We start from the raw sequence: 24,819 nt of genomic DNA, 5'->3' as shown, positions 1-24,819 counted from the left end.
TCCCGCCGTCATTCCGTCGCCGACGGCCGACGGCAATCTCCCCCTGGAAATCATGGGGTTTCCTTGGCGGGCCGGTTGACAGTGCCGGCATAGTCTGCGGAAAGTCCGACAGTCACAATGACCATAGTCTCGACCATCTGTCGTGCGAGTTGGGGAGCGCGCGGAGGGTTGGGAACGGAGCCTGGGTCTCGGGTCGGTTGAGATAAGCGTGGTGGCAGCTTGGGGATTGTAAAGGGGAGTAACGGGTGGGGACAAATAGCGGACAACCCGCGGAGAAATCGACCGGCGAGCCGCAAACGCGGGCACCCAAACGCCGGCGCGGTCATGATCGCGTGGCCGTACTTTTGGAAGCGGCCGCGGCGGTCTTCGTCGAGAAGGGTTATGATGCCGCGACGATGACCGAGATCGCCGCAAAGGCGCATTCGTCGATCGGTTCGCTCTATCAATTCTTTCCGACCAAGCCGCTGCTCGCCGAAGCGCTGCATATCGATCGGCTGGAGCGGCTAAAGGCGGTGTTTCAGGAGATCGCGGAGAAGAGCGGCGGCCTTTCGGCGGCCGATAGCGGCGAGGCGATCTTCGACCGGCTCGCGGCCTTCATCGAGACGTTTCCAGAATATCCGGTGCTTGCCGCGCGCCGGGATATTCCGAGGGATCGCAAGCTGCGCTCGCGGGCGGAGGTGAAGGAGCTGATTTCCTCCATCCTGCGACGCGCCGAGCCGCCGGTCACCGACGACGTCGCCCTGATGTCGGCGATCATTCTCGAATTGATCCGTATTGCCGTCATCGCCGCCAACGAGCCGGAGGCGGTCGAGGACCGGCGCCTTATCCGAGAATTGCGCCTGATGCTGCGCAAGCGCCTGGAGGAAGCTACGGCAAAAGCCTGATTTCATCGGGCACTTATGGGCGCACTCGCGAACAGGTGAGCAATTCCGTCCTGTTTTTTGCCCTCATTTGCCTTATGCTGATTCTGATCAAATCATCAGGGGGTTATGAATGGCGTTGTCGCGGTTGAAAGCAGGCTTGGTTGTTTCTCTTTTTTGCCTGCTGGCCTTGCCGGCATCATCCAGCGCCGATGAGCCGCAATTCCGCATCGGCACCGCCATTCTCGGCGACCTGAAATACCAGCCCGGCTTCAAGCATTTCGACTACGTCAATCCGGATGCGCCGAAGGGCGGGGAGTTGAAGCTTTCCGACGATGGCACCTTCGATACGCTCAACCCGGTTTTGCTGAAAGGCAATCCGGTCTCGGGCGTCGGTCTGGCCTTCGACACTTTGCTGAAACACGCGGATGACGAGATTTCCTCTTCTTACGGCCTGTTGGCTGAGGGTGTTTCCTATCCGGACGATGTTTCCAGCGCGACGTTCCGCCTGCGGGCGGAAGCCAAATGGGCGGATGGCACGCCGGTCACCCCCGACGACGTCATTTTCAGCTTCGAGAAATCCAAGGAGCTCAATCCGTTCCTGGCGAGTTATTATTCGCATGTGGCGCGCGCCGAAAAGACCGGCGATCGCGACGTCACTTTCACTTTCGATGTAAAGAACAATCGCGAGCTGCCTTTCATTCTCGGCGATTTTCCGATCGTTTCGAAACATTGGTGGGAGGCTACGGGGCCTGACGGCAAGCCGCGCGATATCACGCGGACGACGCTGGAGCCGGCGATGGGCTCTGGCCCGTACAAGGTTGCCGCCGTCTCTCCAGGCTCGACGATCCGCTATGAGAGGCGCGACGACTATTGGGGTAAGAATCTCCCCGTCAACATCGGTGAAAACAATTTCGGCTCGATCTCCTACACCTACTACGCTGATAATGACGTGCAGTTCGAAGGTTTCCGGGCTGGAAATTTCGACTTCTGGCAGGAGACCTCCGCGAGCCGTTGGGCTACCGGCTATGATTTTCCAGCCGCCAAGGACGGCCGCGTCAAGCGTGAGGAAGTGGCGAACCCGCTGCGTGCCAGCGGAGTGATGCAGGCATTGATGCCGAATATGCGCCGCGACCAGTTCAAGGATCAGCGCGTCCGCGAAGCATTGAACTATGCCTTCGATTTCGAAGAACTGAACCGCTCCATCGCCTTTAACCAGTATACCCGCGTGAACAGCTATTTCTTCGGCACTCAGCTTGCTTCGTCCGGCTTGCCGCAGGGCAAGGAACTGGACCTTCTCAACGAGGTGAAGGACAAGATCCCGCCGGAGGTCTTCACCACGCCCTATACGAACCCGGTCGGCGGCGATCCGCAGAAGTTCCGTGACAATCTTCGCCAGGCCGTGGCGCTGTTCAAGGACGCTGGCTATGTGCTCAAGGGCAACCAGATGGTCAATGCTCAGACGGGACAGCCCTTCACCTTCGAAATTCTGCTGAACAGTCCCTTTGTGCAAAAATGGGTGGTGCCCTATACCCAGAATCTGAAGAAGATCGGCATCAATGCGAGCGTGCGGATCGTCGATCCGTCGCAGTATATCAACAGGTTGCGCAGCTTCGACTATGACATGATCTGGGTCGCACTGGGGCAGACCCTCAATCCCGGCAACGAGCAGCTCGATTTCTGGGGCTCGGCTTCGGTCAATCGCCAGGGCTCTCGAAATTACGCCGGTATTGCCGATCCCGGCATCGACGCGCTGATCGCCAAGGTCATCCTGGCGAAAGATGTCACCGAGAAGGATGCGTCGGTGAAGGCGCTCGACCGCGTCCTGCTTGCCCATCACTATGTCGTGCCGCTGTTCTATCGCATGAGCGTCAACATCGCCTATTGGGACAAGTTCGAGCGACCACCGCAACTGCCGGAATATTCGCTCGGTTTCCCGGAGACGTGGTGGTCAAAAGCCGCCGCAAAATGAGCGGCTCTTGCAATGGCGGGTGGGCTGGCTCCAAATGCCCCATGCCGATTCGGCAATTTCTGCGTGACATGACAGCGCCGGGCTTTACGCGGCGGAAGGGAATAAGCGATTTGAACGACGGATGGATTGAGGCCGGGGCAGGCATGTTCCTCGTTGAGGGAGTGACGGGCTGATGGGTGCCTATATCCTCAGGCGTCTGCTGCTGATGATCCCGACCATCGTCGGCATCATGGCGATCTCCTTCACCATCGTGCAGTTCGCGCCCGGCGGACCCGTCGAGCAGATGATCGCGCAATTGACCGGCCAGGCCGACAATGCCAGCGGCCGCCTCTCCGGCAGCGGGGACATGCTGGCCCAGCAGGCGACCGACGATAGCGGCTCGAAATATCGCGGCGCGCAGGGGCTCGATCCCGAGCTGATCGCCAAGCTCAACAAGCAATTCGGTTTCGACAAGCCGCCGCTCGAGCGCTTCGGGCAGATGATGTGGAACTATATCCGCTTCGATTTCGGCGAGAGCTTCTTCCGCAATACCTCTGTGCTCGATCTGATCGGGCAGAAGTTGCCGGTGTCGATTTCGCTCGGTATCTGGATATTGATCTTCTCCTACGCCATCTCGATCCCCCTCGGCATCCGCAAGGCGATCCAGGACGGATCAACTTTCGATGTCTGGACCTCCGGCGTCATCATCGTCGGCTATGCGGTCCCAAGCTTCCTCTTCGGCATCATGCTGATCGTGCTCTTCGCCGGCGGCTCCTTCTTCGACTGGTTTCCGCTGCGCGGCCTCGTCTCGGACAATTTCGCCGATCTCAACTGGTGGCAGAAGATCCTCGATTATCTCTGGCACCTTGTCCTGCCGCTGATATCGCTGTCGCTCGCCGCCTTCGCCACCACGACGCTGCTCACCAAGAATTCCTTCATCGAGGAGATCAAGAAACAATATGTCATCACAGCGCGCGCCAAGGGGCTGAGCGAGCGCCGCGTGCTCTATGGTCACGTCTTCCGCAACGCCATGCTCATCGTCATCGCCGGCTTTCCCGGCGCCTTCATCTCCGCCTTCTTCACTGGCTCGCTGCTGATCGAGAATATCTTCTCGCTCGATGGCCTCGGCCGCTTGAGCTATCTCTCCGTCGTCCAGCGCGACTATCCGATCGTCTTCGCGACGCTCTTCATCTTCTCGTTGCTCGGCCTGTTCGTCAGCCTGATCTCGGACCTGATCTACACCTGGATCGACCCGCGCATCGATTTCGAGCGGAGGGATGTCTGATGGACGCAGCGAGCAGTGCACCGGCGGCAACGGTCAAACCGCCACGCAAGGGTCTCTTCTCCCCGACCAACATTCGCCGCTGGCAGAATTTCAAGGCAAACCGCCGTGGCTACTGGTCCCTCTGGCTGTTCCTGATCCTGTTCTTCTTCAGCCTCGGGGCGGAATTCATCGCCAACGACCGGCCGATCCTCGTCTCCTACAAGGGCGAGATGCTGGTGCCGGTCCTGGTCGATTACCCCGAGGAGAAGTTCGGCGGCTTCCTGGCCCAGACGGATTATCGTTCCGGGGATATCGAGGACGAGATCAATGCCCATGGCTGGATGATCTGGCCGCCGATCCACTATTCCTACCAGACCGCCAATTCCAACCTGCCGCAGGGAAAATCGGCCCCGACGCCACCCTTCTGGCTGATGAGCAAGGAGCAGCGCTGCTCCGGTTATGCCCAGGGCGTTGCAGATCCGAACTGCACCTGGAGCAATCTCAACTGGCTCGGCACCGACGACCAGGCGCGCGATGTCTTTGCGCGCATGATCTACGGCTTCCGCATCTCGGTGCTGTTCGGTCTGGCGCTGACCATCTGCTCGGCCGTCGTCGGCGTCGCCGCCGGCGCCGTCCAGGGTTATTTCGGTGGGTGGACGGACCTTCTTCTCCAGCGTTTCATCGAGATCTGGTCGTCGATGCCGGTGCTCTACATCCTGCTGATCATCGCCTCGGTGCTGCCGCCCGGCTTCTTCATCCTGCTCGGCATATTGCTGCTGTTTTCCTGGGTCGGTCTCGTCGGCGTCGTGCGCGCCGAATTCCTGCGCGCCCGCAATTTCGAATATGTCCGCGCCGCCCGCGCGCTCGGCGTCAACAACATCACCATCATGTATCGCCACCTGCTGCCCAACGCCATGGTCGCGACCCTGACCTTCGTGCCCTTCATCCTCTCCGGCTCGATCACCACCCTGACCTCGCTGGATTTCCTAGGCTTCGGCATGCCCCCCGGCTCGCCGTCGCTGGGCGAGATGATAGCCCAGGGCAAATCCAACCTGCAGGCCCCGTGGCTCGGCCTCTCAGCCTTCTTCACCATGTCGATCATGCTGTCGCTGTTGATCTTCGTCGGTGAGGCCGTGCGTGACGCGTTCGATCCGAGGAAGACGTTCCGATGAGCGACAATTCGACCCCATTGCTGTCCGTCCGCAATCTCTCCGTCGCCTTTCACCAGGGCGGGAGAACCTCGACCGCCGTCGACGGCATCTCGTTTGATATCCATAAGGGCGAAGTTCTGGCGCTGGTCGGCGAATCCGGCTCCGGCAAATCGGTCTCGGCCAATTCGATCCTGAAGCTTTTGCCCTATCCGTCCGCCAGCCATCCCTCGGGCGAAATCCTGTTTAAGGGCAAGGACCTGTTGAAGGCATCGGACAATGAGCTGCGCGCCGTGCGCGGCAACGACATCACGATGATCTTCCAGGAGCCGATGACCTCGCTCAATCCGCTCCATTCGATTGAAAAGCAGATCACGGAAATCCTGGCGTTGCATCAGGGCGTGGTCGGCCAGGCTGCCCGCCGCCGCACGCTCGAGCTTCTGAACCAGGTCGGCATTCGCGAGCCGGAAAAGCGCCTGAAGGCCTATCCGCATGAGCTGTCGGGCGGCCAGCGCCAGCGCGTGATGATCGCCATGGCGCTCGCCAATCGGCCAGAGCTTCTGATCGCAGACGAGCCGACCACGGCGCTCGACGTGACGGTGCAGGCGCAGATCCTCGAGCTGCTGCGCGACCTCAAGGGCGTGCACGGCATGTCGATGCTGTTCATCACCCATGATCTCGGCATCGTCCGCAAATTCGCCGACCGCGTCTGCGTCATGACCAAGGGCCATATCGTCGAGACCGGCACGGTCGAAGAGGTCTTCACCAACCCGCAGCATGAATACACCCGCCATCTTCTGGCTGCCGAACCGCGCGGCGAGCCGCCGGTCAGCGACACCAGCAAGCCCGTCGTCATGGAAGGCTCCGACATCAAGGTCTGGTTCCCGATCAAGGCCGGGTTGATGCGCAAGGTGGTCGATCATGTGAAGGCCGTCGACGGCATCGATCTGAAGCTTCGGGCCGGCCAGACGCTCGGCGTCGTCGGCGAGAGCGGCTCCGGCAAGACGACGCTCGGCCTGGCGCTCGCCCGGCTGATCTCGTCCAAGGGTCGCATCGCCTTCGTCGGCAAGGATATCGCCGATTATTCCTTCAAGGAGATGCGGCCGCTGCGCAGCCAGCTGCAGGTCGTTTTCCAGGACCCTTACGGCTCGCTCAGCCCGCGCATGTCGGTCGGTGACATCATCGCCGAGGGGCTGAAGGTGCATGAAGCATCCCTGTCGGCGGAAGAGCGTGACCAGCGCGTCTGCTGGGCGCTGGAGGAGGTCGGCCTTGATCCTTTGACCCGCTGGCGTTTCCCACATGAATTCTCCGGCGGCCAGCGCCAGCGCGTCGCCATTGCCCGCGCCATGGTGCTGAAGCCGCGTTTCGTCATGCTGGACGAGCCGACGTCGGCGCTCGACATGAGCGTGCAGGCCCAGGTGGTCGACCTGCTGCGCGACCTGCAGCAGCGTCATGACCTTGCCTATCTCTTCATCAGCCACGACCTGAAAGTGGTGAAGGCGCTTGCCAACGACCTGATCGTCATGCGCTTCGGCAAGGTGGTGGAGCAGGGGCCGTCGGCGGATGTTTTCCGCGCGCCGCAAGAGGATTACACCAAGGCGCTTCTCGCCGCCGCGTTCAACATCGAGGCGGTGCCGACCGCCGCCATTCAGCAATAGAGAGCATTGCCATGCCGGCCAAAAGTCCCGTTCTCGTCGATCTCAAGTTCAATCCGGAGAGCGTCGCAAAGGTCCTCAAGACCTCGTTCAGCGATCGCGGCAGCATCAATCTTGCCGATCCTGCCACCAAGGGCCTGGATCTGAGCCATATCGACTATGCGCTTCTGTGGAAGCCGGATGCCGATCTCTATCAGCGCGCACCCAATCTCAAGGTGATTTTTTCCGGCGGCGCCGGGGTCGATTCCCTGATCACCACCGCCACCCCGCTCGATATTCCCATCGTCCGCTTCGTCGACCGCAGCCTGACGGTGCGCATGTCGGAATGGGTCGTGCTGCAATGCCTGATGCATCTGCGCAATGTCTGCGGTCATTTCAGGCACCAGCGTAAACATGTCTGGGGCCGGCCGGCGGGACTTGAGGCGCGCGATGTCACCATCGGTGTCATGGGTCTCGGCGTTCTCGGCCTCGATGCCGCCGCCAAGCTCAAGGTCATGGGCTTCGACGTCATCGGCTGGTCGCGGCAGAAGAAGCAGATCGAAGGCATGGAAACCTTCGACGCCGGCGAGCTCGATGCCTTTCTGGCACGGACCGACATACTCGTCGGCCTGCTGCCGCTGACGCCGGAAACAACGGGGCTCTACAATGCTTCGCTGTTTTCGAAGCTTCGTTGCGATGGCGCGCTGGGCAAGCCGGTGTTCATCAATGCCGGGCGCGGCAAGAGCCAGGTCCAGGCCGATATTGTCTCGGCAATCGAGACCGGCATTCTCGGCGGCGCTTCGCTCGATGTCTTCGAGGTCGAGCCGCTGCCGGCGGACGACCCGCTCTGGGGCCTGGAGAATGTCGTCATCACGCCGCATGACGCGGCGGTCTCGGAAGAATACTCGCTGATGCGGCATGTCGAGGAGCAGATCGCCCGTTTCGAAGGTGGCGAGCCGCTGCAATATCTGGTGGACCGCAGCCTCGGCTATTGATCGAGCCTGCCTCGGCAGCCGAAAATTTGGGCATGCATTGCCGGCAATAGGCAGCCGCGTGTCCAAATGATTATCAATTTTGTTTCAGCGACTGGACTTTCCCTCAACTTTTTTTGATAAGACTAGAACTGTATCCGCCTGCCGGCCTGTTTGGTCGCGGCGTGAGGTGGGCGCAGGGAGACGGGCAGGAACGACATGACGAAGACCGATATTGCCGCCCGTGTCTATAACCACACCTGGAAGCTCGACCCGATCGTCCGCAGCTTGATCGATACGGATTTCTATAAGCTTTTGATGCTGCAGATGATCTGGAAGCTCTATCCGGATGTCGACGCCACTTTCTCGCTGATCAACCGCACCAAGAGCGTTCGTCTCGCCGAGGTGATCGATGAGAAGGAGCTGCGCGAGCAGCTCGATCATGCCCGCACGCTCCGGCTTTCGAAGAAGGAAATGATCTGGCTGGCGGGTAACAGTTTTTACGGCCGCGCCCAGATCTTCGAGCCAGAATTCCTCACCTGGCTGTCGAATTTCCAGCTTCCGGAATACGAGCTGTCGAAGCGCGACGGCCAGTATGTTCTCGACTTCCACGGCTCGTGGAAGGAAACGACCATGTGGGAAATTCCCGCGCTCGCCATCATCAACGAGCTTCGTTCGCGCACCGCGCTGAAGGCGCTCGGTCCTTTCACGCTCGATGTTCTCTATGCGCGCGCCAAGGCGAAGATGTGGGAGAAGGTCGAGCGTCTCAGGGAATTGCCCGATCTGCATATTTCCGATTTCGGCACACGCCGCCGTCATAGCTTCCTTTGGCAGCGCTGGTGCGTTGAGGCGCTAAAGGAAGGGGTGCCCCACGCGTTCACCGGCACGAGCAACGTCCTTCTCGCCATGGATTCAGATCTCGAAGCCGTCGGCACCAATGCGCACGAGCTGCCCATGGTGGCCGCGGCCGTTGCCAAGACCGACGAGGAACTTGGCAAGGCGCCTTACAAGGTGCTGCGCGACTGGAACCGGCTTTATGGCGGCAACCTCCTGGTGGTGCTGCCCGATGCCTTCGGCACGGCCTCTTTCCTGCGCAATGCGCCGGAATGGGTGGCCGACTGGACCGGCTTCCGCCCGGACAGCGCTCCGCCGATCGAAGGCGGCGAGAAGATCATCGACTGGTGGAAGAAGATGGGCCGTGATCCGCGTCAGAAGCTTCTGATCTTCTCCGACGGTCTCGATGTCGACGCGATCATCGCCACCTACAAGCATTTCGAGGGCCGCGTACGCATGGGCTTCGGCTGGGGCACCAACCTGACCAATGATTTTGCCGGCTGCGCGCCCACCGAAATCCACGGCCTCAACCCGATCTCGATCGTCTGCAAGGTCATCGAAGCCAACGGCCGCCCGGCCGTCAAGCTCTCCGACAATCCGCAGAAGGCGACCGGCGAGCCGGCCGAGGTCGAACGCTACCTGAAATTCTTCGGCGCCGAGGACCGTGTCGATCATGAGGTGGTGGTTTAGCGGCACTGACCCGACAGAACCAACTGGTGGTTCTTTGCGCGAGGTCCTGCTACTATATTAACGGCATAGCCTGCGCAGGAGAATTCGATGTCATCCGCTTTGAAAGCCAGTGTAGAGATTGATCCTGAGGTGAACGAGCGGCTCGAGAAATTGGCGGCCAGCCGCCACCGCCAGCCGGATCGGCTTCTTAAAGAAGCCGTCGAGCAATATGTGGATCGTGAAGAGAAGCGCGAAGCCTTCCGTCAGGACACGCTCCGCGCCTGGGAAGAATATCGGTCGACGGGTATGCATTTGACTGGCGAGGAAGTCGAGGATTGGCTTCAACAGCTCGAGGACGGCAATGACATAGAGCCGCCTGCATGCCACGTCTGATTTGGTCTCCGCGCGCCTCCCAAGACGTGCAACGGCTTTACAGATTCCTCGCGCCTGCTAATCCAGATGCGGCCAGACGCGCTATCGGTACAATTCGTTTCGGTGTCCGCATTCTGGTTCATCAGCCTCAGCTCGGGCGTCCGGTCGAGGATTTGGGACCTGAATTTCGAGAATGGGTTATCGATTTCGGCCGCGATGCCTATGTCGCTCGGTATCGATACACCGGAGATGCCGTTGTGATATTGGCGATCCGTCACGGTCGCGAATTGGGATACTGACGGCAATAGGCTTATCTACTGCATCGTCCGCCCCACCCGCTTGAACAGCGACCATCTGCCGTTCTCCCAGCGATATTGATCCGGCGAAATAACATAGGGTACGCCGCTGAGATCGGCGCTGATCAGCTCGAGGAGCTGTAGCCCCTGGGCATCGTTTTCGTGGGTGAAGAAGACCTTGTCGCGGGAGAGGAAGGCGGCGATGGGGGCCGCGCCGCCGGACTGGTCCTGCACCTGCGCCCAGAATTTCGGCAGGAAAGCGACGCTGGATTCGAACTGGCCGTCGATCTCGACATATTGGAACTGGCTGCGCTTGGCGATCTGCACGCCGGTCTTCGACAGGAATCGGTAGAGATTGTCCTGCGCCGTTTCCGCCAGTTCGCCGGCGTCCACGCCCCAATGGTCGAGCGTGCTGGTCATCACGTAGCGGACCGTCGTTTCGCCGTTGACCACGAACAGCTTGACCAGATCCTCGGCCTCGTCGAGATAGACGAATTGCGGCGGCTCGGGTTCGCCCTGGACCGCCTGCATCATCTGACGCCGCGCTACGTCGACGAAGCTGCGCGACTTCAGCACCGGCAGAACCTTGCCGAGATCGCCCGCGCCATCAACCGCCTCCGTCATGTTGAGATAGTGGAGCAAAGCCTGGGCGCGCGCCTGCCCATGTTTCTCCCGTAGCGCCAGCAGCGCATTGTTCAGGAATTTCGTCATCGTGTCGCCGTTGCGGCTATGCAGCGTCAGGCTGCCGGCGCCCGGATCATAGTCCACTTTGAGCACATCGCCGAAGAATGGCAGGCGCTCCTGCAGATAGGCCGCGAAGCGCGCCTCGTCCTGCAGCGCTTCGTCGGGAATATTGAGGTCGAGGCTTTTGATCGCCGGTTTGCTATCGGGCTGCGGCGGGTGCGGAGCCGGCCGTCCGGCTCCACCGAAGAGCTTTTTCAGGAAATTGAACACGCTGATATCCCCAGGCGCCGGACAGTATCCTCGCAAAGCCTAACGTGCCGCCGCTTTGCGTGCAATGCCGATGCCGCTTGCTTGAAGCACAAGTGTAAGTGCCTGCTTGTGCGCGCAAAAAAGGCGTATAGTCTGCAAATATGGTCCGGTCGGGCCTGCGTGGGGAAAGGCAGTGCATATGGGTATTGTTGGCGCGCGCGGTCAGTTGGCCGGTGTATTTTTTCTATGTCTGTTCGGGTTTGCAATGCCCGGGACGGCCTTCGCGCAAAGCGCGGCCACAACATCGGCGCCCACCGCCGCCGCGCCGCCGCCGGAGAAGGTCCGCGAGCTCATCCAGCTGATGAACGAGCCGGACGTCAAGCAATGGCTTGCGGCGCAGGTGAACACCAGCTCCTCGACGACTGCCGCTCCCGCAGGCGATCCCGGCATGGGCGGTGGCCAGATGTCAGAACTGTCGGACACGCTCGGCCATACTCGCCGGCATCTGGAAACGGTATCCGGCGCGGTGATGACGCTTCCCTCCGAGGTGATGGCGGCATCGCAGAAGCTGGAGGCCGAGGGCGAGGCGGCCGGCCGGTTGCGCATCGGCATCCAGGCGCTGGTGCTGTTTTTCCTTGGCCTTGTCGCCGAATGGGTGGTCGGGCGCTTGATCAACGCCAAGCACACGCAGCGGACAAAAGAGGCGGCCGGTGTCGAAACAGAGCTGCAGGCGGCTCGCTTTCAGTTCATGGGCGGCGTGGTGCCGGCGATCGTTCACGGCCTGGCGACACTGATCCCGCTTCTCGTCTTCGACTGGCCGCCGATCATCGAGAGTTTCGCGATCGCCTGCGTCATCGCGTTCGTTTCCATGCGGCTGGCCATCTCGATCGGCAAATTGCTGATGGAGCTGATCGCGATGCGTCGGGCAAGCGATGTTCTGGATGAGGACGGTGGCGTTGCGCGCATTGCGGAGCGGCGGCGGGTGGCGACCTATTGGTATCGGCGCAGCGCCCTGTTCGTCATCTATTTCTCCTGCGGTTGGGCGGTGATGCAGGCGATCGTGCCACTCGGCTTTTCCAATGGCGCCCGCTATCTCGTCGGCTACACGCTCGGCATCGGCCTGTTCCTGATCGCCGTGGAGGCCGTCTGGTCGCGGCCGTCGCAGCCTGGCAAGCCTGGCAGAACGGCAATCTCCTGGCTGCTGACGGTCTATTTCGCGGCACTATGGTGCCTGTGGGTGACGGGTTTCGACGGTCTGCTCTGGGTCGGCATCTATACCATTCTGCTGCCGCGGGCGCTCTCGGTGTCGTCGCGGGCGGTGGAGGCATTGCATGATGCGGCCGGCGGCGTTTTCGGTACCGGTAGTCTTGCGGCCGTGTTTCTCGACCGCGGCGTCCGTGCCCTGGTCATCGCCTTTGCCGCCTTCTGGCTCGGCCGGATGCTGGGCGTCGAGGCGGATATGGTGATGCGGACGCCTGAATCCGGCATCGACCGCGTCGCCCGCGGCATTCTCGGCGGCATCGTCGTCCTGCTCGCCGCCGATCTCATCTGGCACCTGGCCAAGACCTATATCGACGGCAAGCTGATGCAAGCACTGCCGCTCGTCAGCGATTCCGAAGAGCTGAGGGCCAGCCGCGCGCGGCTGCAGACGTTGTTACCGATTTTCCGCAACATCCTCGCGGTCGTCATCGTCATTATCGCCATCATGATGGTGCTGTCGGGGTTGGGCATTCAGATCGGGCCGTTGATTGCCGGCGCCGGCGTTGTCGGCGTCGCCGTCGGCTTCGGCGCCCAGACCATCGTCAAGGATGTCATCAGCGGCATGTTCTATCTCTGGGACGATGCCTTTCGCGTCGGTGAATATATCGAAAGCGGCAACCACAAGGGCGTTGTGGAATCCTTCAGCCTGCGCTCGGTCAAGCTGCGCCACCAGCGCGGCCCGCTGGCCACCGTGCCCTTCGGCTCGCTCGGCGCGGTCAACAACATGAATCGCGACTGGGCGATCGACAAGATCATCGTCAAGGTCACCTATGATACCGACCTGGTGAAGATGAAGCGGATCATCAAGGATATCGGCCAGCGCCTGCTGGATGATGAGGAGCTTGCCCCCAATATTATCCAGACACTGAAAATGAAGGGTGTCGAGCAGTTCGGCGATTTCGCGATCGAGATCCGGCTTGCGTTCACCGCCAAGCCCAACGAACTCTCCGCCATCCGCCGCAGTGCCTTGGCGATGATCAAGCAGGCCTTCGACGAAAACGGCATCCAGTTCGCCTTCCCGACCGTGCAGGTGGCCGGTGACAGGGATGCCTCTGCGGCCGCAGCCCGGCAGTTGATGGAGATGCGGGCGGCGAACATCGAACCGCAGGCTGGTTAGGGTCCGTAGGTCCGATGGTAGTCTCGGTCGCCAACGAGCAGATGTGTTATCGAAATGGGATGTAGGCGGTTTCGCCTGTCTACTTCATGTTTTCGGCGCCGCAGTGCTGCCGCGCACCACCAGGGTCACATCGATCATCTCGCGCTCGGTTGGCATGGCGTCTTCCAGAACCGCCTGCACCGCTCGTTGCGCGATCTCGGCAAAAGGCTGCGCTACCGTCGTCAGGCCTGGTTCCACCATGCCGCCCTCCGGGACACCATCGAAGCCAATGATCGAGACGTCTCCGGGAACGGCAAGCCCTCGTGCCGCCAGCCAGCTCATGGCCAGTAATGCGATGTTGTCCGACATTGCCAGAATGGCGGTCGGCGGCTCCGACGCTGAAAGCAGATGCTCGAGACATGTTTCGACACTCGCTTTGTCGTTGTTCGTCTCGTAGATGGGAACATCCTGGCGCTGGATGTCAAAAGCCTCGAGCGCCCGCCAATAGCCGACGGCACGATCGCGCGACGTCGAATAGATCGCCCGCTCGATCTCGCTGATGCCGACCGGTCCGACATGATCCTCAAAAAATTCTGTGGCAAGGATGGCAAACCGCCGGTGGCCCAGTTCCGCAAGGTGTCTGGCCGCTGCCGCGGCTCCCCCGACATTGTTTACGCCGAGCGACGGGACCGAGGCATCATTGTCGTTCAATGCCAAGGCGATGAAGGGCAATTGCCGCTCGCGCGTCAGCTGCACGAGTTGTTCACCGCCTTCCACGCACAAGAGGATGAAGCCGTCCACCAGGGCGTTCTTGATGTTCCAATCCAGCTTATGCCGATCCTTGGCCGAAACGAGCGCAAGCCCGGTGCCGCTGGCATCGCAAACCTGGGCAACGGCCGCCAAGAGGGCTCTTGCCCAGGGATCGTCGAAAAAATAGGCGAGCGGCTCCACGGCTGCGACACCGATGGCATTGACCTTTCCGGCGCGCAGCAATCGTCCCGTGAGGCTCGGGCCGGGATATCCGAGCTGTCTGGCCGTTTCGAGGACGTGCTCGCGCACCTCTTCGCGGACCACATCCGGTCGGCTGAAAACATTGGAGGCTGTTCCCTGCGATACACCCGCCGCCTTGGCGACATCCGCGAGCTTGATGGTGCCCTTGACCAATAACGCCTCCATTTTCACTCCAGAGCACCTTAGCACGAAATTGTATCGGTTCAATTCTGCTTGACGGGAGAATTTCCAAGCGTACGATTGAACCGATTCAAATTAATAATCCGAATCGATATTGAATCGATTCAAAATGTGAGTTTATCCGATGCTGACCAACAACTTCTTCAATGATCTCTACAATGATCGCTGGGGTGATCCCGCCAACCCGAATGCGGTGGAGCCATCTTCCCCTGAAGATAAGGCTCGTGGCGGCTCGCAGGGCGTTCTCGGCCGCCTTGCTGGCTTCTTCCAACATCGCCGAAAGCGCCCGTCCGCGTGGTCTTTTACGATTTCGAACGAAACGCCTGACGTGGCGCGCGCCGCAGGCAGTGGTCGTCGTGACCAATGCGATGTCATGCAGACAAAGTTTCTCAACGTCGCGAAAGCCCTTTCGCGGAATTGCTAAGATCTGTGTCGAATGCCGACCTCAGAAGTTTTCCTTATACGGGCGCAGGTCGATTTCCTGGGTCCAGGCGGAGGGGTGCTGACGGTGGATATGCCAGTAGGTCTCCGCGATCGCGTCGATGTTGAGGAGGCTGTCGGTCTGCACCTCCGGACGCCTCAACCGCAATCTGTCGCCGTCGATGCCGCCATCGATGATGGTGTGGGCGACATGCAGGCCGAGCGGTCCGAACTCCCGCGCCATGCTCTGGCTGATCATCCGCAAGCCCGCCTTGGCGGCTGCAAATTGCGCGTAACCGGCCTTGCCGCGCAGGCTCGCCGAAGCGCCGGTAAAGATCACGGTGCCGCGTCCGAGAGGGGCGAGATGCCGGGCAGCCTCGCGCCCGACGAGGAAGCCGCCGAAGCAGCAGATGCGCCAGAATTCCTCGAACTCGGCCGCGGTCACGTCACGAAAGCCGATGGGGCGGTTGATACCGGCGTTGAAGACGATGAAGTCGGGCGGGTCGATCTCATTTCGCGGCGCAAACGCATGGTCGAACAGCCGCGTCACGGCGGCTTCGTCGGTCGCGTCTGTCTCGATCGCTTCGGCGCTGCCGCCGGAGGCATTGATGCCGTCGGCGACCTTGGCGATCTTGTCCAGGGTTCGGCCGGCGATGACGACGTGATAGCCCTTGTCGGCCAGCAGCCGGCAGAGCGCCGCGCCAAGCCCTTGTTCGGCTCCTACACCCACGATGACAGCGCTTGGCGTGCTCATTCCGCTGCCTCCCTGGCGTCGAGTGTCGGGTAGTCGGTATAGCCTTCGGTGCCGCCGCCGTAGAAGGTTGGGCGATGATAGGGGTTGAGGGGCGAGCCTTGGCGAATGCGCTCCGGCAGATCCGGATTGGCGATGAACAGGCGGCCGAAGGCGATGGCGTCGGCATGACCGGCGGCAAGCGCGGCCTCGGCGGTCTCGGGCCTGAAATTGCCGGCGGCGATCAGCGTTCCCGACCAGGCGGGGCGGAAGAGTTCAGCGGCCGACGGTACGTTCTTGTGGTCGACCTCGGCCTGGCCGGCGCCGCTGGCACGCGGCTCGATCAGGTGCAGATAGGCAAGATGCAGCCGGTCGAGCTCGCGGATAACATGGCCATAGAGCCTGAGCGGATCATCCTCGCCGCTATCATTGGCAATGCCGAAGGGGGAGAGGCGAACGCCGACGCGATTGGAGCCCCAGACCTTGGAAACCGCCTCGACGACGTTGAGAAGCAGTCGCGCGCGGTTCTCGATCGAGCCGCCATATTGGTCGGTACGCTGGTTCGAGCGGGCCTGCAGGAATTGTTCAATCAGATAGCCGTTGGCGCCGTGGATTTCGACGCCATCGAAGCCGGCCTGCTTCGCATTGGCCGCCGCCTGGGCGTAGACGTCGATCAAGAGCGGCATCAGGTCGATATCGATCGCCTGCGGCGTTTCGAAAGGCACGCGCTCGAACGAGGCCGTGAAGGCTTGACCGGATGCGGCGATCGCTGAGGGCGCGATCGGTGCCGCGCCGCCGGGCTGATGGGAGGAATGGGAGATGCGGCCGACATGCCAGAGCTGCAGGAATATCCGTCCGCCCTTGGCGTGAACGGCATCGGTCACGGCCTTCCAGCCGGTGATCTGCTCCAGCGTATGGATGCCCGGTGTTGCCGGCATGCCCTGTCCGCTCGGAGAAATCTGCGAGCCCTCGGAAATGATCAGCCCACCTTCGGACGCGCGCTGTGCGTAATATTCGACATTCATTAGAGAGGGGACATTGCCCGGCTGGCTCGCCCGCATGCGCGTCAACGGCGCCATGACGACGCGATGCGCCAGTTCGTAAGGACCGATGGACAACGGCGAAAATAAAGTAGCTGTCATGCAAATCACCTGCCTGGAGCGAATTTTGCTCGCCGGGGCGGAAGGGCCGGTCACCGGCGAATCGGTCTCGGGAGTGCGTGAATAAGATGATGGTCATCATTTATTCCAACAATCGGACGTGCGCAACCAATCTCGTTCAAGCTTGGTGCCGAAAGTCATATTTTCCGAAACCGTCAGGCGCGAAGGCTTCCGGCCTGACGGGTGCTACGCCGTAATCCTGGCCAGAAAGGCCAGCATTGCGCCATTGAACTGCGCCGGACGCTGCAACGGCGCAAAATGGCTGACACCGGGCAGCAGGATCAGCTCCGCGCCGGGAATGTTGCGGGCAAGATAGTCGGCATGCTCGCGCTTGATGAACTCGTCGTGCTCGCTGTGCGCGATCGCGACGGGCACGCTGATTTCGGCAAGGTCAGTGACCGAGTAATTCGGCTCCGTTCGCTGCATCAGGCCGACCGCCTCGACGAAGGCGTCGAACTGATCCGGCGTTGCCGACAGGGCGGCGTAATCCTTGACGTGCCGGGAAAAGCAGCGGTCGACGACCGGTGTGGGCACGAACTCCTTGGCGCCGCTGGGGTCCATGTTGCAGGCGAAAAACAAGACGCCGGCGAAGCGCGCCGGATGGGCCTTGGCGAGGATCAGACCGGTACACGCGCCGTCGCTCCATCCAACGACAGCGGCCTTCCCGATGTCGAGCCTGTCCATCACCGCCAGCACATCGGACGCCATCAGTTCGTATGTGTAGGGCCGTTCATCGCGCGTGCTGCGGCCATGGCCTCGGCTGTCGATGACCACCGCCCGATATCCGGCCTCGATCAGCGCCGGTACCTGATGGCCCCAATTGCCGCCGTTTCCGAGGCCGCCATGTAGCAGGATCACCGGCTGTCCTTCCCCATAGACCGCATACCAGATGCGGGCGCCGTCATGCTCGACATGGCTCTGGATATCCGTGGTGGGCAGGGGTGCGGCGCCATCGGCCGCGAATATCTCAAGATTATCGTCCTGGAACTCCATGCTCATCTCTCCTCCCGCGATGAGATCTTCTCGGCAGTAGCATAGCTGAAATCCAGATCGGGTCATCTATCGAGCCAAGCGGGCGGGACAGTTCGTCATGACGTCACAAACCGCCGCAGCGCATCCGCCAATTCGCTTCTTCCGCGCCGGATCTCGCCGACATCGCGTTCGGCATCTATTCGGCCGGCATTGTGCGCCTCGTAGAGTTCGGTGACGAGCCGGGCATAACTCTCGGAAAGACCGCCACGGGTCAGGATCGCTTCCCATTGTAATCGTGGCAGCTCCCGGGCAGCGACGGGACGGCCAACCAATGCGCCGATCACTGCCGCGACATCGTTTGGCGTGTATCGCCGCGGCCCCTCGGCATGGACAATCCGCAGGCGCGCTCCATCGTCCTCAAGAAGCAGATCGGCGGCAATCGTGCCGATGTCGAAGGCGGAGACGGTTGGGAAGAGTTTCGTCAGCGGATGATGAAAGCTATGCAGTTGGCCGGTCTCAACCGCCACTCGCGTTACCCGCGCCCAGTTCTCCATGTGCTCCGCCGACCGCAGGAGGATAGTACGGGAGCGCAGTTTTCGCAGGCGCGCTTCCAATGCATTGAAGAGCAGCGTGATACCGGTGCCCGACGTCACTTCCGCGCCGTAATCGGAGATGGCAAGCACCAGTTCCGGATTTACCCTGTCTAGCGCCTCGCCCATCGTCTCGATCAGCCGCAGCATTTCCGCACGCGCATCGACTGCCCTGATATCGATTGGGCAGATGACCTGGACAGCGCGTGCGCCGGCGACCGCCTCGGCCAAAGCACTGACGTCGCCGATGTCGGCGATAGCGACCTCGCAGCCCAGGTCGACAAACTCCTGCGCCCTTGAGCGGTCGCGCAGGATTGCGCGGACCGGCGCCCCTCTCTCTCGCAAGGCGGCAATTGTCGTACGGCCAATTTTCCCGGTAGCGCCTAGAATCGCGAACATGATGATTCCTCCTGTCTATCTTTCCAGCAGGATTATCCGTCCGCGCAGCTCCCTTCGCGCATGTTCGGATGACGCATTGCGAGATCGGATGAAAATCGAAATTACTGGCGCGTGCGGGCGATCATGCCGGGCGTGATGCCAAGGATGCGCCGCATCCAGTGTGCCATATGGCTCTGATGGGCAAACCCTGCCTCCAGCGCAACCTGGCTCAGCGGCATGTCTTCCGACAGCAGCATCAGTCTGGCGCGCTCAACCCGGCGCACCAGCACATATTGATGCATGGGCATGCCGAATGTGGCGCGAAACAAGGGCTTCAGATGGGATAGACTGAGCCCGGCGACCGCAGCCAGGTCAGCAAGCGACAGGGATCGGTCGATATGGTCTTCTATGAAGTCCACAAGGCGCCGCCTTTGCAGGGCGCTGAGCGTCCTTGCCGTTGTGGATTTCTCCCCTCCCGATTGGTTCCCGCTTTCCACCAGACGGATTGCGAGCGCCAAGGCGAGCGTCTCGGCATAGAGCCTGTCGGACGGTACGGTTGCCTCGAGTTCCGCCTTGATCGCCCAGGCGATCGACTCGATCCGGGCGTCGCGAAGTTGAAACTTGGGAGCGAGGGAAATGCGCTCCGGGTCGCGCCCCATTGCCGTGGCCGCAGTGTTGAGAAGTTCGGGTCCGACGCTCAATCGCAAAATGGTGCAATCGGCATCGTCCTCCCACCAGCCATCCAACCCGGCCGGCACGACATCGATGTCGCCATGTTTCTGGATGCGGCGAGAGTGCTGGCCGTCGCACTGGCAATGCGCGTTCACGGCGCGTCCGAAATGAACGCCGAGCCGGTGCGATGGCAAACCGGGAACATAGGTACGACCGGCGCGGATGTGCAGCAATTCTGCGTCCAAGCCTGCCCAGCCAAGATGTCGGCTCGAAAGGAGGAGGTTTGCCGTACCGTTCTTCGCAGGATTGGCGTTGCTGAATTGATCCATGAATTCGCCCTTTCCTATAGGACGCCGCTGATGTGCTCCGATCATACACCTTTATTGATCGGGTTGGAGATCGAGCGACGGAAGTGGTCGAATAGGATCGGTCTGATGCTGTGCCGGGCAATTTACCGTCGTCGACGCCGTGCGGCGGGGCTTCGAGCAGGAAGGTCTGTCTCAACGGGTATTGGCCGCCGCCAGATGCTCGAAAAGGTCTCGCGCGGGCGCCGTCAATTTCTCCCCGGAGCGGATGCAGACCGACAGCCGGCGCATCGCCCAGTCATCGGCAAGGCGGATGGCGGTGATCTTCGTGGATCGGCTGCAGCGCCGTGCCGCCGTCTCGGGCACGATGCCGAGGCCGACACCGTCTGCCGCCATCTGGCAGATGCCCTCGAAGGTGCGCAGGCGCACTCGTATCTTCAGCTTCACGCCCATCCTCGCCGCCTGGGCGTCGATGTGGTCCTGCAACGCGCCGCCAGAAAGCCCGACAAAATGTTGGTGCAGGATATCCCCGAAGGTAACCCGCTTCTTCTCCGCCAGCGCATGATCGCGGGGCATGACCACCACCAGCCGGTCGATGGCGAAGGGGCGTAGCTCCAGGCCGCCGGTGTCGACCGCATCCGAGAGAATGCCGATCTCCGCCAGCCCGGCCGCGACGGCCTTGGCGATCTCGATGCTCTGGCGTTCCTTGAGTTCGATGTCGATCTGCGGATGAGCCTTCATCCAGGGCGCGAGCCGTTCCGGCAGGAATTCGGTGATCGTGGCGGTGTTTGCCGCCAGCCGGAGGGTCGCGCGCAGGCCGCTGGCATGTTCGCCAAGCTCGCCATGCATCTGCGCCATCTGCCGCTGGATCAGGCGGGCGTGATGCGCCAGTGCCTCGCCGGCCGGCGTCGGCCAGATGCCGCGACGGCCGCGCTCGAGCAGCCGGACCTCGCCGGTCGTTTCCATGTCGCGCAGGCGCTCGCTGGCGGCGGCCAGGGAAAGCCCGACATCGGCCGCGCCATGGGTGATGCTGCCGGCATCCACCACGGCGAGGAAAAGGCGAAGATCGGTCAGGTCGAAGCGCATGCGGGCCAGCATAGCCGATATCCAGCCTTCGGGCCAGCCGAAGCCTGGCTACGGATCATCCGCATTGTGTCCGTCGCCGGATCCCCTATGTCAGCGGCATGATGGATCATTCACTATTGCTCTTCGCCGCGATAGCCGCGACCTTCTTTGCCGCCGGCATCGTCAAGGGCGTCACCGGCATGGGGCTGCCGACGGTCGCCATGGGCGTGCTCGGCGCGCTGATCTCGCCGCTTGCCGCCGCCAGCCTGCTGATCGCCCCATCCTTCGTCACCAATGTCTGGCAGCTCTTCGCCGGCCCGAAATTCGGGCCGCTCCTGCGCAGGCTCTGGCCGATGATGCTGGCGATTGTCGCCGGCACAGTCGCGGGCTCGTCGTTGCTGACGAGTGGCAACACCGTGCTGACGACGGCAGCGCTTGGTGCGGCGCTGGTGATTTATGCCGCCTATACGCTCTTCGCCCGCCAGCTCCGCGTGCCGGCGCGGCTGGAACCGTGGCTGTCGCCGGTCATCGGCCTTGTCACTGGTGCCGTCACCGGTGGAACCGGCGTCTTCGTCATTCCGGCGGTGCCCTATCTTCAGGCACTTGGTCTGGAAAAGGATGATCTGGTGCAGGCGCTCGGCCTGTCCTTCACCATCTCCACCATTGCGCTTGCGGCCGGGCTTGCCTGGCGCGGCGCTTTCCAGCTCGACAATCTTGCGATGTCCGGGCTGGCGATCGTGCCGGCACTCGCCGGCATGTGGGCCGGGCAGATCGTCCGCAACCGCGTCAGCCCGGCGACATTTAGGCTATGGTTCTTGATCTGCCTGCTGCTCCTCGGCGCGGAGATGCTGGCAAGACCATTTCTCTAAACGCGGCAAACGGCTGACATCACGAGAGAGCCCGGGTTGCCTCGGCCGGCATGACGCGAAGCGTCAGTCCCCAGAAGGCGAGGGCGACAGCGCTAATACCGGCGCCGAGCAAGCAGACGCCGAGCCAGCCGGCGTGAGCAAAGGCAAGCGTCGACATCGACGAACCGAACGCACTGCCGATGGAATAGAAGACCATGTAGCCAGCCGTCAGCCGGCTCTGCGCGTCGGGCCGCACGCGATAGATCATCGCCTGGTTGGTCACATGCACGGCTTGCAGGCCGAAGTCGATGACGACGACGCCAATGACCAGCCAGAGGATTGAATGCGGCATCAGGGAGATCGGTCCCCAGGCGAGCAGCATCAGCGCTAGCGAAATACCCGTGGTGCGCTGCCCCAATCCCCGGTCCGTCCACCGACCGGCCCTGGTGGCGCCCAAGGCTCCGGCTACACCGGCAAGGCCGAACAGGCCGATTGCCGTGTGCGACAGCGAGAAGGGCGGCGCGCTCAGCGGCAGGACGAGCGGTGTCAGCAGCGTCGTGATATTGGCGAAGATCAGCATGCAGATGATGCCGCGGATCAGAAGGGCGGGCTCGGTGACGAGAAGCCCGAACAGCGAGCCGATCAGGCGCGGGTAGGACATCGACGCCGGGCGTGCTTCTTGCCGGGGCAAGGCCTTCCAGAGTAGCGCGACGATGATAAGTGTCGCAGCCGCCGAAGCGAGATAGACCGTCCGCCAGCCAGAGAGATCGGTGAGGGTGCCGGCAATCGTGCGGGCCAGCAGAATGCCGAGCACGATCCCGCTGGTGACGACCCCGACGATATGGCCGCGCTCGGCCGGTGGGGCGAGGCTCGCGGCATAGGCGACAAAGGCTTGCGTCACCACGGCCAGCAGCCCCATGAGCGCCATCGCCAAGAGCAGCATGTTACCGCTAGAGGCAAAGCCGATGGCGACCAGCGCCGCGACGGACAGCAGCGACTGCGCGATCACCAGCCGACGCCGGTCGATGAGATCGCCGATCGGAACCAGCAGGATCAGCCCTACTCCATAGCCGACCTGTGTCGCCCCGACGATCAGCCCGGCATGGGCGCGCGACAGGCCGAGATCATCGGCCATCACATCGAGCATCGGATGCGCGAAATAGGCATTGGCCACCGCCAGCCCGCTCGCCACCGCGAAGAGCAGCATGACCGCGCGCGACAGCGGCGGTGTTTTGCGCTGCTCGCCGTGACTGGGTGCCCTTTGCTCCGTCTTGTCGGAGACTATCTTCGTCTTGGCGAAATCGGCGTCCAGCGCCACATCATCATCGGATCGCATCGCGGCTCCTCCATTGATTTGGTTTTATAATGAAACCATTTGATCAATAGCGGATCGGTTTTATAATGCAACCGATATCTATCGAAGGAAGACGCATGGTTGCCCGGAAGAGCCTTAGCGGAAATTACTGCCCGAGCGCGCGATCGCTGGATGCGATCGGCGACTGGTGGTCACTGCTCATCGTCCGCGACGCCTTCGACGGGCTGACGCGCTTCGGCGAATTCCAGAGGAGTCTCGGCATCGCCAAGAACATCCTGGCCCAGCGGCTGCGCACGCTCGTCGAGCGCGGTATTCTCACCTCGGTTCCGGCGCCCAATGGCGGCGCGCATCAGGAATATCATCTGACCGATATGGGCCGCGATCTCTTCCCGGTCATGGTGGCGCTGCGGCAATGGGGAGAGCGCTATCTGTTCGAGCCGGGCGAGCCGCATTCAAAGCTCGTCGAACGCGACACCGGCCGGCCCATCCGCCTCGATGTCCGCACGGATGACGGCAACGCAATCACCGCCGACAAGGCGCTCATTCTGAAGGTGCCCGTCACGGACGAGGATTGATAGGTCAGACCGTCAGCCGACCTTTGACTCTCGCATATTCTTGTTGGTCGTCTTCCGTGCGCGTCTATGAAGTCCACAAAAGCCCGTCAGCTCACCCCCGCAAAACTTCCCGACAGTGTCAGGTCGGGAAAATAGCCCCCAGGCTTGTAGCCGACCGTTTTTCCGCCCGTCAGACCTCCCTGGATTTCCGAACCGAAGAAGGAATAGGGGAATGTCGGCGGCAGGGCGCTCACCTCGTCGAGACGGCGGCGCAGTTCGGGCGGGATATCGAACTCCATGGCTGCGAGATTGTCCTTGAGCTGGTCCAGTCTGGTGGCGCCGAGGATGACTGAAGCCACACCCGGTTGCGTCATCACCCAGTTCACGGCCACCTGCGCCATGCTGCGGCCAAGCTCGACTGACACTTTTTCAAGCTCGGCGACGATCACCCAGTTTCGCTCGGTGAATTTCTGGAAGCCGGGATTGCTTGTGCCGCGCATGGTCTCGAGCCGCCCGCTCATTTGCTCCTTGGAACCGGTCTGGTATTTCCCGCTTAAGAAACCGCTTGCCAGCGGGCTCCACACCATGATGCCGGCACCATAGCGGGTGCCGAAGGGGATGAACTCCTGCTCGATATTGCGCTCCGCCAGCGAATATTCCATTTGCAGCGCCGAGACTGGTTCATAGCCCCGGTGTTCGGCCACTGCCTGTGCGCGGCTGGCATGCCATACTGGCACGTCGGAAAGACCGACATGCCGCACTTTACCGGCGCGGACGAGATCGTCGAGCGTACGCATGACCTCTTCGGGCGGCGTCAGCCGGTCCCAGCAATGCAGCAAATAGAGATCGATATGGTCGGTGTTCAGCCGCTTCAGCGAACCTTCGACCGCGCGCAAGATGTTCTTGCGGCCATTGCCGGCGGTGTTCGGATTGTTGCCGGCGATATTCATGCTGAACTTGGTGGCGATCACGGCCTCGTCACGCAGGCCGCGCTCGGCGATGAATTCGCCCAGCCACGCTTCCGATGTCCCGCCGGTATAGGCATCGGCGGTGTCGAAGAAATTGCCCCCGGCCTCGACATAGGCATTGAACATGGCGCGTGCGGTGCCCTTGTCGGCACCCCAGCCCCATTCCGTGCCGAAGGTCATGGTCCCCAGCGCAAGCTGCGGCACCTTTAGGCCACTATTGCCGAGTGTGTAATAGGTCATGCCCATGGGTTTGATCCTCGCTTGTCGATCTTGTGCGCTCGGTAGGTTTTCCTGCGTCGCGGTTCGCCAGCGTAAGATGCGCAAAATGCCTCTATTCGATAAGATTGTTTATTTTGCATGCAG

Annotated in this window: 23 protein-coding genes; 13 read left to right on the top strand and 10 right to left on the bottom strand. The window is 61.7% G+C overall.

The genetic code is table 11. The features are described from left to right. The first annotated feature begins 245 nt into the window (after positions 1-245). From AC1RO0_RS25205 to AC1RO0_RS25165, 9 genes are all read left to right on the top strand, one after another. Positions 246-884 carry a TetR/AcrR family transcriptional regulator gene (locus tag AC1RO0_RS25205; RefSeq protein ID WP_498595314.1) on the top strand — a complete coding sequence of 213 codons (639 nt, stop codon included), beginning with the start codon at positions 246-248 and terminating at the stop codon, positions 882-884. Between the two features lie 109 nt (positions 885-993). Beyond that, a complete protein-coding gene (locus tag AC1RO0_RS25200; protein ID WP_498595313.1) occupies positions 994-2,832 on the top strand; it encodes an extracellular solute-binding protein in 1,839 nt (612 codons plus the stop codon). Between the two features lie 172 nt (positions 2,833-3,004). Then, positions 3,005-4,096, top strand: coding sequence for a microcin C ABC transporter permease YejB (locus tag AC1RO0_RS25195; RefSeq protein ID WP_153367331.1), 1,092 nt, complete (start codon positions 3,005-3,007; stop codon positions 4,094-4,096). After that, positions 4,096-5,247, top strand: a complete 1,152-nt coding sequence (locus AC1RO0_RS25190) for an ABC transporter permease (RefSeq protein ID WP_498595312.1) — start codon at positions 4,096-4,098, stop codon at positions 5,245-5,247. Before AC1RO0_RS25195 ends, AC1RO0_RS25190 begins: the two co-directional genes overlap by 1 nt. Continuing rightward, the gene (locus AC1RO0_RS25185; RefSeq protein WP_498595311.1) at positions 5,244-6,881 is read left to right on the top strand and encodes an ABC transporter ATP-binding protein; all 1,638 of its coding nucleotides are present in this window, start codon (positions 5,244-5,246) and stop codon (positions 6,879-6,881) included. The genes AC1RO0_RS25190 and AC1RO0_RS25185 overlap by 4 nt, the downstream gene beginning before the upstream one ends. Before the next feature lie 11 nt (positions 6,882-6,892). Next, positions 6,893-7,852 carry a 2-hydroxyacid dehydrogenase gene (locus AC1RO0_RS25180; protein WP_498595310.1) on the top strand — a complete coding sequence of 320 codons (960 nt, stop codon included), beginning with the start codon at positions 6,893-6,895 and terminating at the stop codon, positions 7,850-7,852. Between the two features lie 195 nt (positions 7,853-8,047). Then, complete coding sequence (gene pncB / locus AC1RO0_RS25175) at positions 8,048-9,352, top strand: nicotinate phosphoribosyltransferase (protein WP_498595309.1); 1,305 nt, start codon at positions 8,048-8,050, stop codon at positions 9,350-9,352. A gap of 87 nt (positions 9,353-9,439) precedes the next feature. Next, positions 9,440-9,724 carry a CopG family ribbon-helix-helix protein gene (locus AC1RO0_RS25170; protein ID WP_498595308.1) on the top strand — a complete coding sequence of 95 codons (285 nt, stop codon included), beginning with the start codon at positions 9,440-9,442 and terminating at the stop codon, positions 9,722-9,724. After that, on the top strand, positions 9,712-10,002 hold the full coding sequence (locus tag AC1RO0_RS25165) for a type II toxin-antitoxin system RelE/ParE family toxin (protein WP_498595307.1): 291 nt from the start codon (positions 9,712-9,714) through the stop codon (positions 10,000-10,002). The genes AC1RO0_RS25170 and AC1RO0_RS25165 overlap by 13 nt, the downstream gene beginning before the upstream one ends. Positions 10,003-10,017: 15 nt before the next feature. Here the strand turns inward: AC1RO0_RS25165 and AC1RO0_RS25160 are convergent, their stop codons facing one another. Continuing rightward, positions 10,018-10,953 carry a DUF1444 domain-containing protein gene (locus AC1RO0_RS25160; protein ID WP_498595306.1) on the bottom strand — a complete coding sequence of 312 codons (936 nt, stop codon included), beginning with the start codon at positions 10,951-10,953 and terminating at the stop codon, positions 10,018-10,020. A 178-nt stretch (positions 10,954-11,131) separates the two neighbouring features. On the opposite strand from AC1RO0_RS25160, the gene AC1RO0_RS25155 reads away from it, so the two are divergent. Further along, entirely contained in the window at positions 11,132-13,309 is a 2,178-nt protein-coding gene (locus tag AC1RO0_RS25155) for a mechanosensitive ion channel family protein (RefSeq protein WP_498595305.1), read from the top strand. Between the two features lie 84 nt (positions 13,310-13,393). Here AC1RO0_RS25155 and AC1RO0_RS25150 read toward each other — a convergent pair whose 3' ends face one another. Beyond that, complete coding sequence (locus tag AC1RO0_RS25150; protein WP_498595304.1) at positions 13,394-14,464, bottom strand: LacI family DNA-binding transcriptional regulator; 1,071 nt, start codon at positions 14,462-14,464, stop codon at positions 13,394-13,396. A 139-nt stretch (positions 14,465-14,603) separates the two neighbouring features. Between AC1RO0_RS25150 and AC1RO0_RS25145 the strand changes: the two genes are divergently transcribed. After that, positions 14,604-14,903: a hypothetical protein gene (locus AC1RO0_RS25145; RefSeq protein WP_498595303.1), complete on the top strand. Its 300-nt coding sequence runs from the start codon at positions 14,604-14,606 to the stop codon at positions 14,901-14,903. A gap of 21 nt (positions 14,904-14,924) precedes the next feature. On the opposite strand, the gene AC1RO0_RS25140 is transcribed toward AC1RO0_RS25145, so the two are convergent. From AC1RO0_RS25140 to AC1RO0_RS25115, 6 genes are all read right to left on the bottom strand, one after another. Next, complete coding sequence (locus tag AC1RO0_RS25140) at positions 14,925-15,653, bottom strand: SDR family NAD(P)-dependent oxidoreductase (RefSeq protein ID WP_498595302.1); 729 nt, start codon at positions 15,651-15,653, stop codon at positions 14,925-14,927. Then, on the bottom strand, positions 15,650-16,771 hold the full coding sequence (locus tag AC1RO0_RS25135) for an alkene reductase (protein ID WP_498595301.1): 1,122 nt from the start codon (positions 16,769-16,771) through the stop codon (positions 15,650-15,652). The genes AC1RO0_RS25140 and AC1RO0_RS25135 overlap by 4 nt, the downstream gene beginning before the upstream one ends. Positions 16,772-16,975: 204 nt before the next feature. Beyond that, positions 16,976-17,782 (bottom strand): alpha/beta fold hydrolase, encoded by an 807-nt coding sequence (locus AC1RO0_RS25130; RefSeq protein WP_498595370.1) that lies wholly within the window; start codon positions 17,780-17,782, stop codon positions 16,976-16,978. Positions 17,783-17,877: 95 nt separating this feature from the next. Beyond that, on the bottom strand, positions 17,878-18,750 hold the full coding sequence (locus tag AC1RO0_RS25125; protein ID WP_498595300.1) for an NmrA family NAD(P)-binding protein: 873 nt from the start codon (positions 18,748-18,750) through the stop codon (positions 17,878-17,880). Positions 18,751-18,851: 101 nt separating this feature from the next. After that, positions 18,852-19,730, bottom strand: coding sequence for a helix-turn-helix domain-containing protein (locus tag AC1RO0_RS25120; protein ID WP_498595299.1), 879 nt, complete (start codon positions 19,728-19,730; stop codon positions 18,852-18,854). Positions 19,731-19,901: 171 nt separating this feature from the next. After that, a complete protein-coding gene (locus AC1RO0_RS25115; RefSeq protein WP_498595369.1) occupies positions 19,902-20,792 on the bottom strand; it encodes a LysR family transcriptional regulator in 891 nt (296 codons plus the stop codon). 98 nt (positions 20,793-20,890) lie between these two features. Between AC1RO0_RS25115 and AC1RO0_RS25110 the strand changes: the two genes are divergently transcribed. Beyond that, positions 20,891-21,640, top strand: coding sequence for a sulfite exporter TauE/SafE family protein (locus AC1RO0_RS25110; RefSeq protein WP_498595298.1), 750 nt, complete (start codon positions 20,891-20,893; stop codon positions 21,638-21,640). A 19-nt stretch (positions 21,641-21,659) separates the two neighbouring features. Here AC1RO0_RS25110 and AC1RO0_RS25105 read toward each other — a convergent pair whose 3' ends face one another. Beyond that, the gene (locus tag AC1RO0_RS25105) at positions 21,660-22,955 is read right to left on the bottom strand and encodes an MFS transporter (RefSeq protein WP_498595297.1); all 1,296 of its coding nucleotides are present in this window, start codon (positions 22,953-22,955) and stop codon (positions 21,660-21,662) included. A 95-nt stretch (positions 22,956-23,050) separates the two neighbouring features. On the opposite strand from AC1RO0_RS25105, the gene AC1RO0_RS25100 reads away from it, so the two are divergent. Further along, positions 23,051-23,509 (top strand): winged helix-turn-helix transcriptional regulator, encoded by a 459-nt coding sequence (locus tag AC1RO0_RS25100; RefSeq protein WP_498595296.1) that lies wholly within the window; start codon positions 23,051-23,053, stop codon positions 23,507-23,509. An 86-nt stretch (positions 23,510-23,595) separates the two neighbouring features. Here the strand turns inward: AC1RO0_RS25100 and AC1RO0_RS25095 are convergent, their stop codons facing one another. Further along, the gene (locus AC1RO0_RS25095; RefSeq protein ID WP_498595295.1) at positions 23,596-24,702 is read right to left on the bottom strand and encodes an aldo/keto reductase; all 1,107 of its coding nucleotides are present in this window, start codon (positions 24,700-24,702) and stop codon (positions 23,596-23,598) included. Positions 24,703-24,819: the final 117 nt, after the last annotated feature.

Source organism: Rhizobium sp. GW821-FHT14E12, assembly GCF_058803745.1.
Note: the sequence above shows the minus strand (reverse complement) of the source record. Positions and strands in the feature narration are given on the sequence as shown.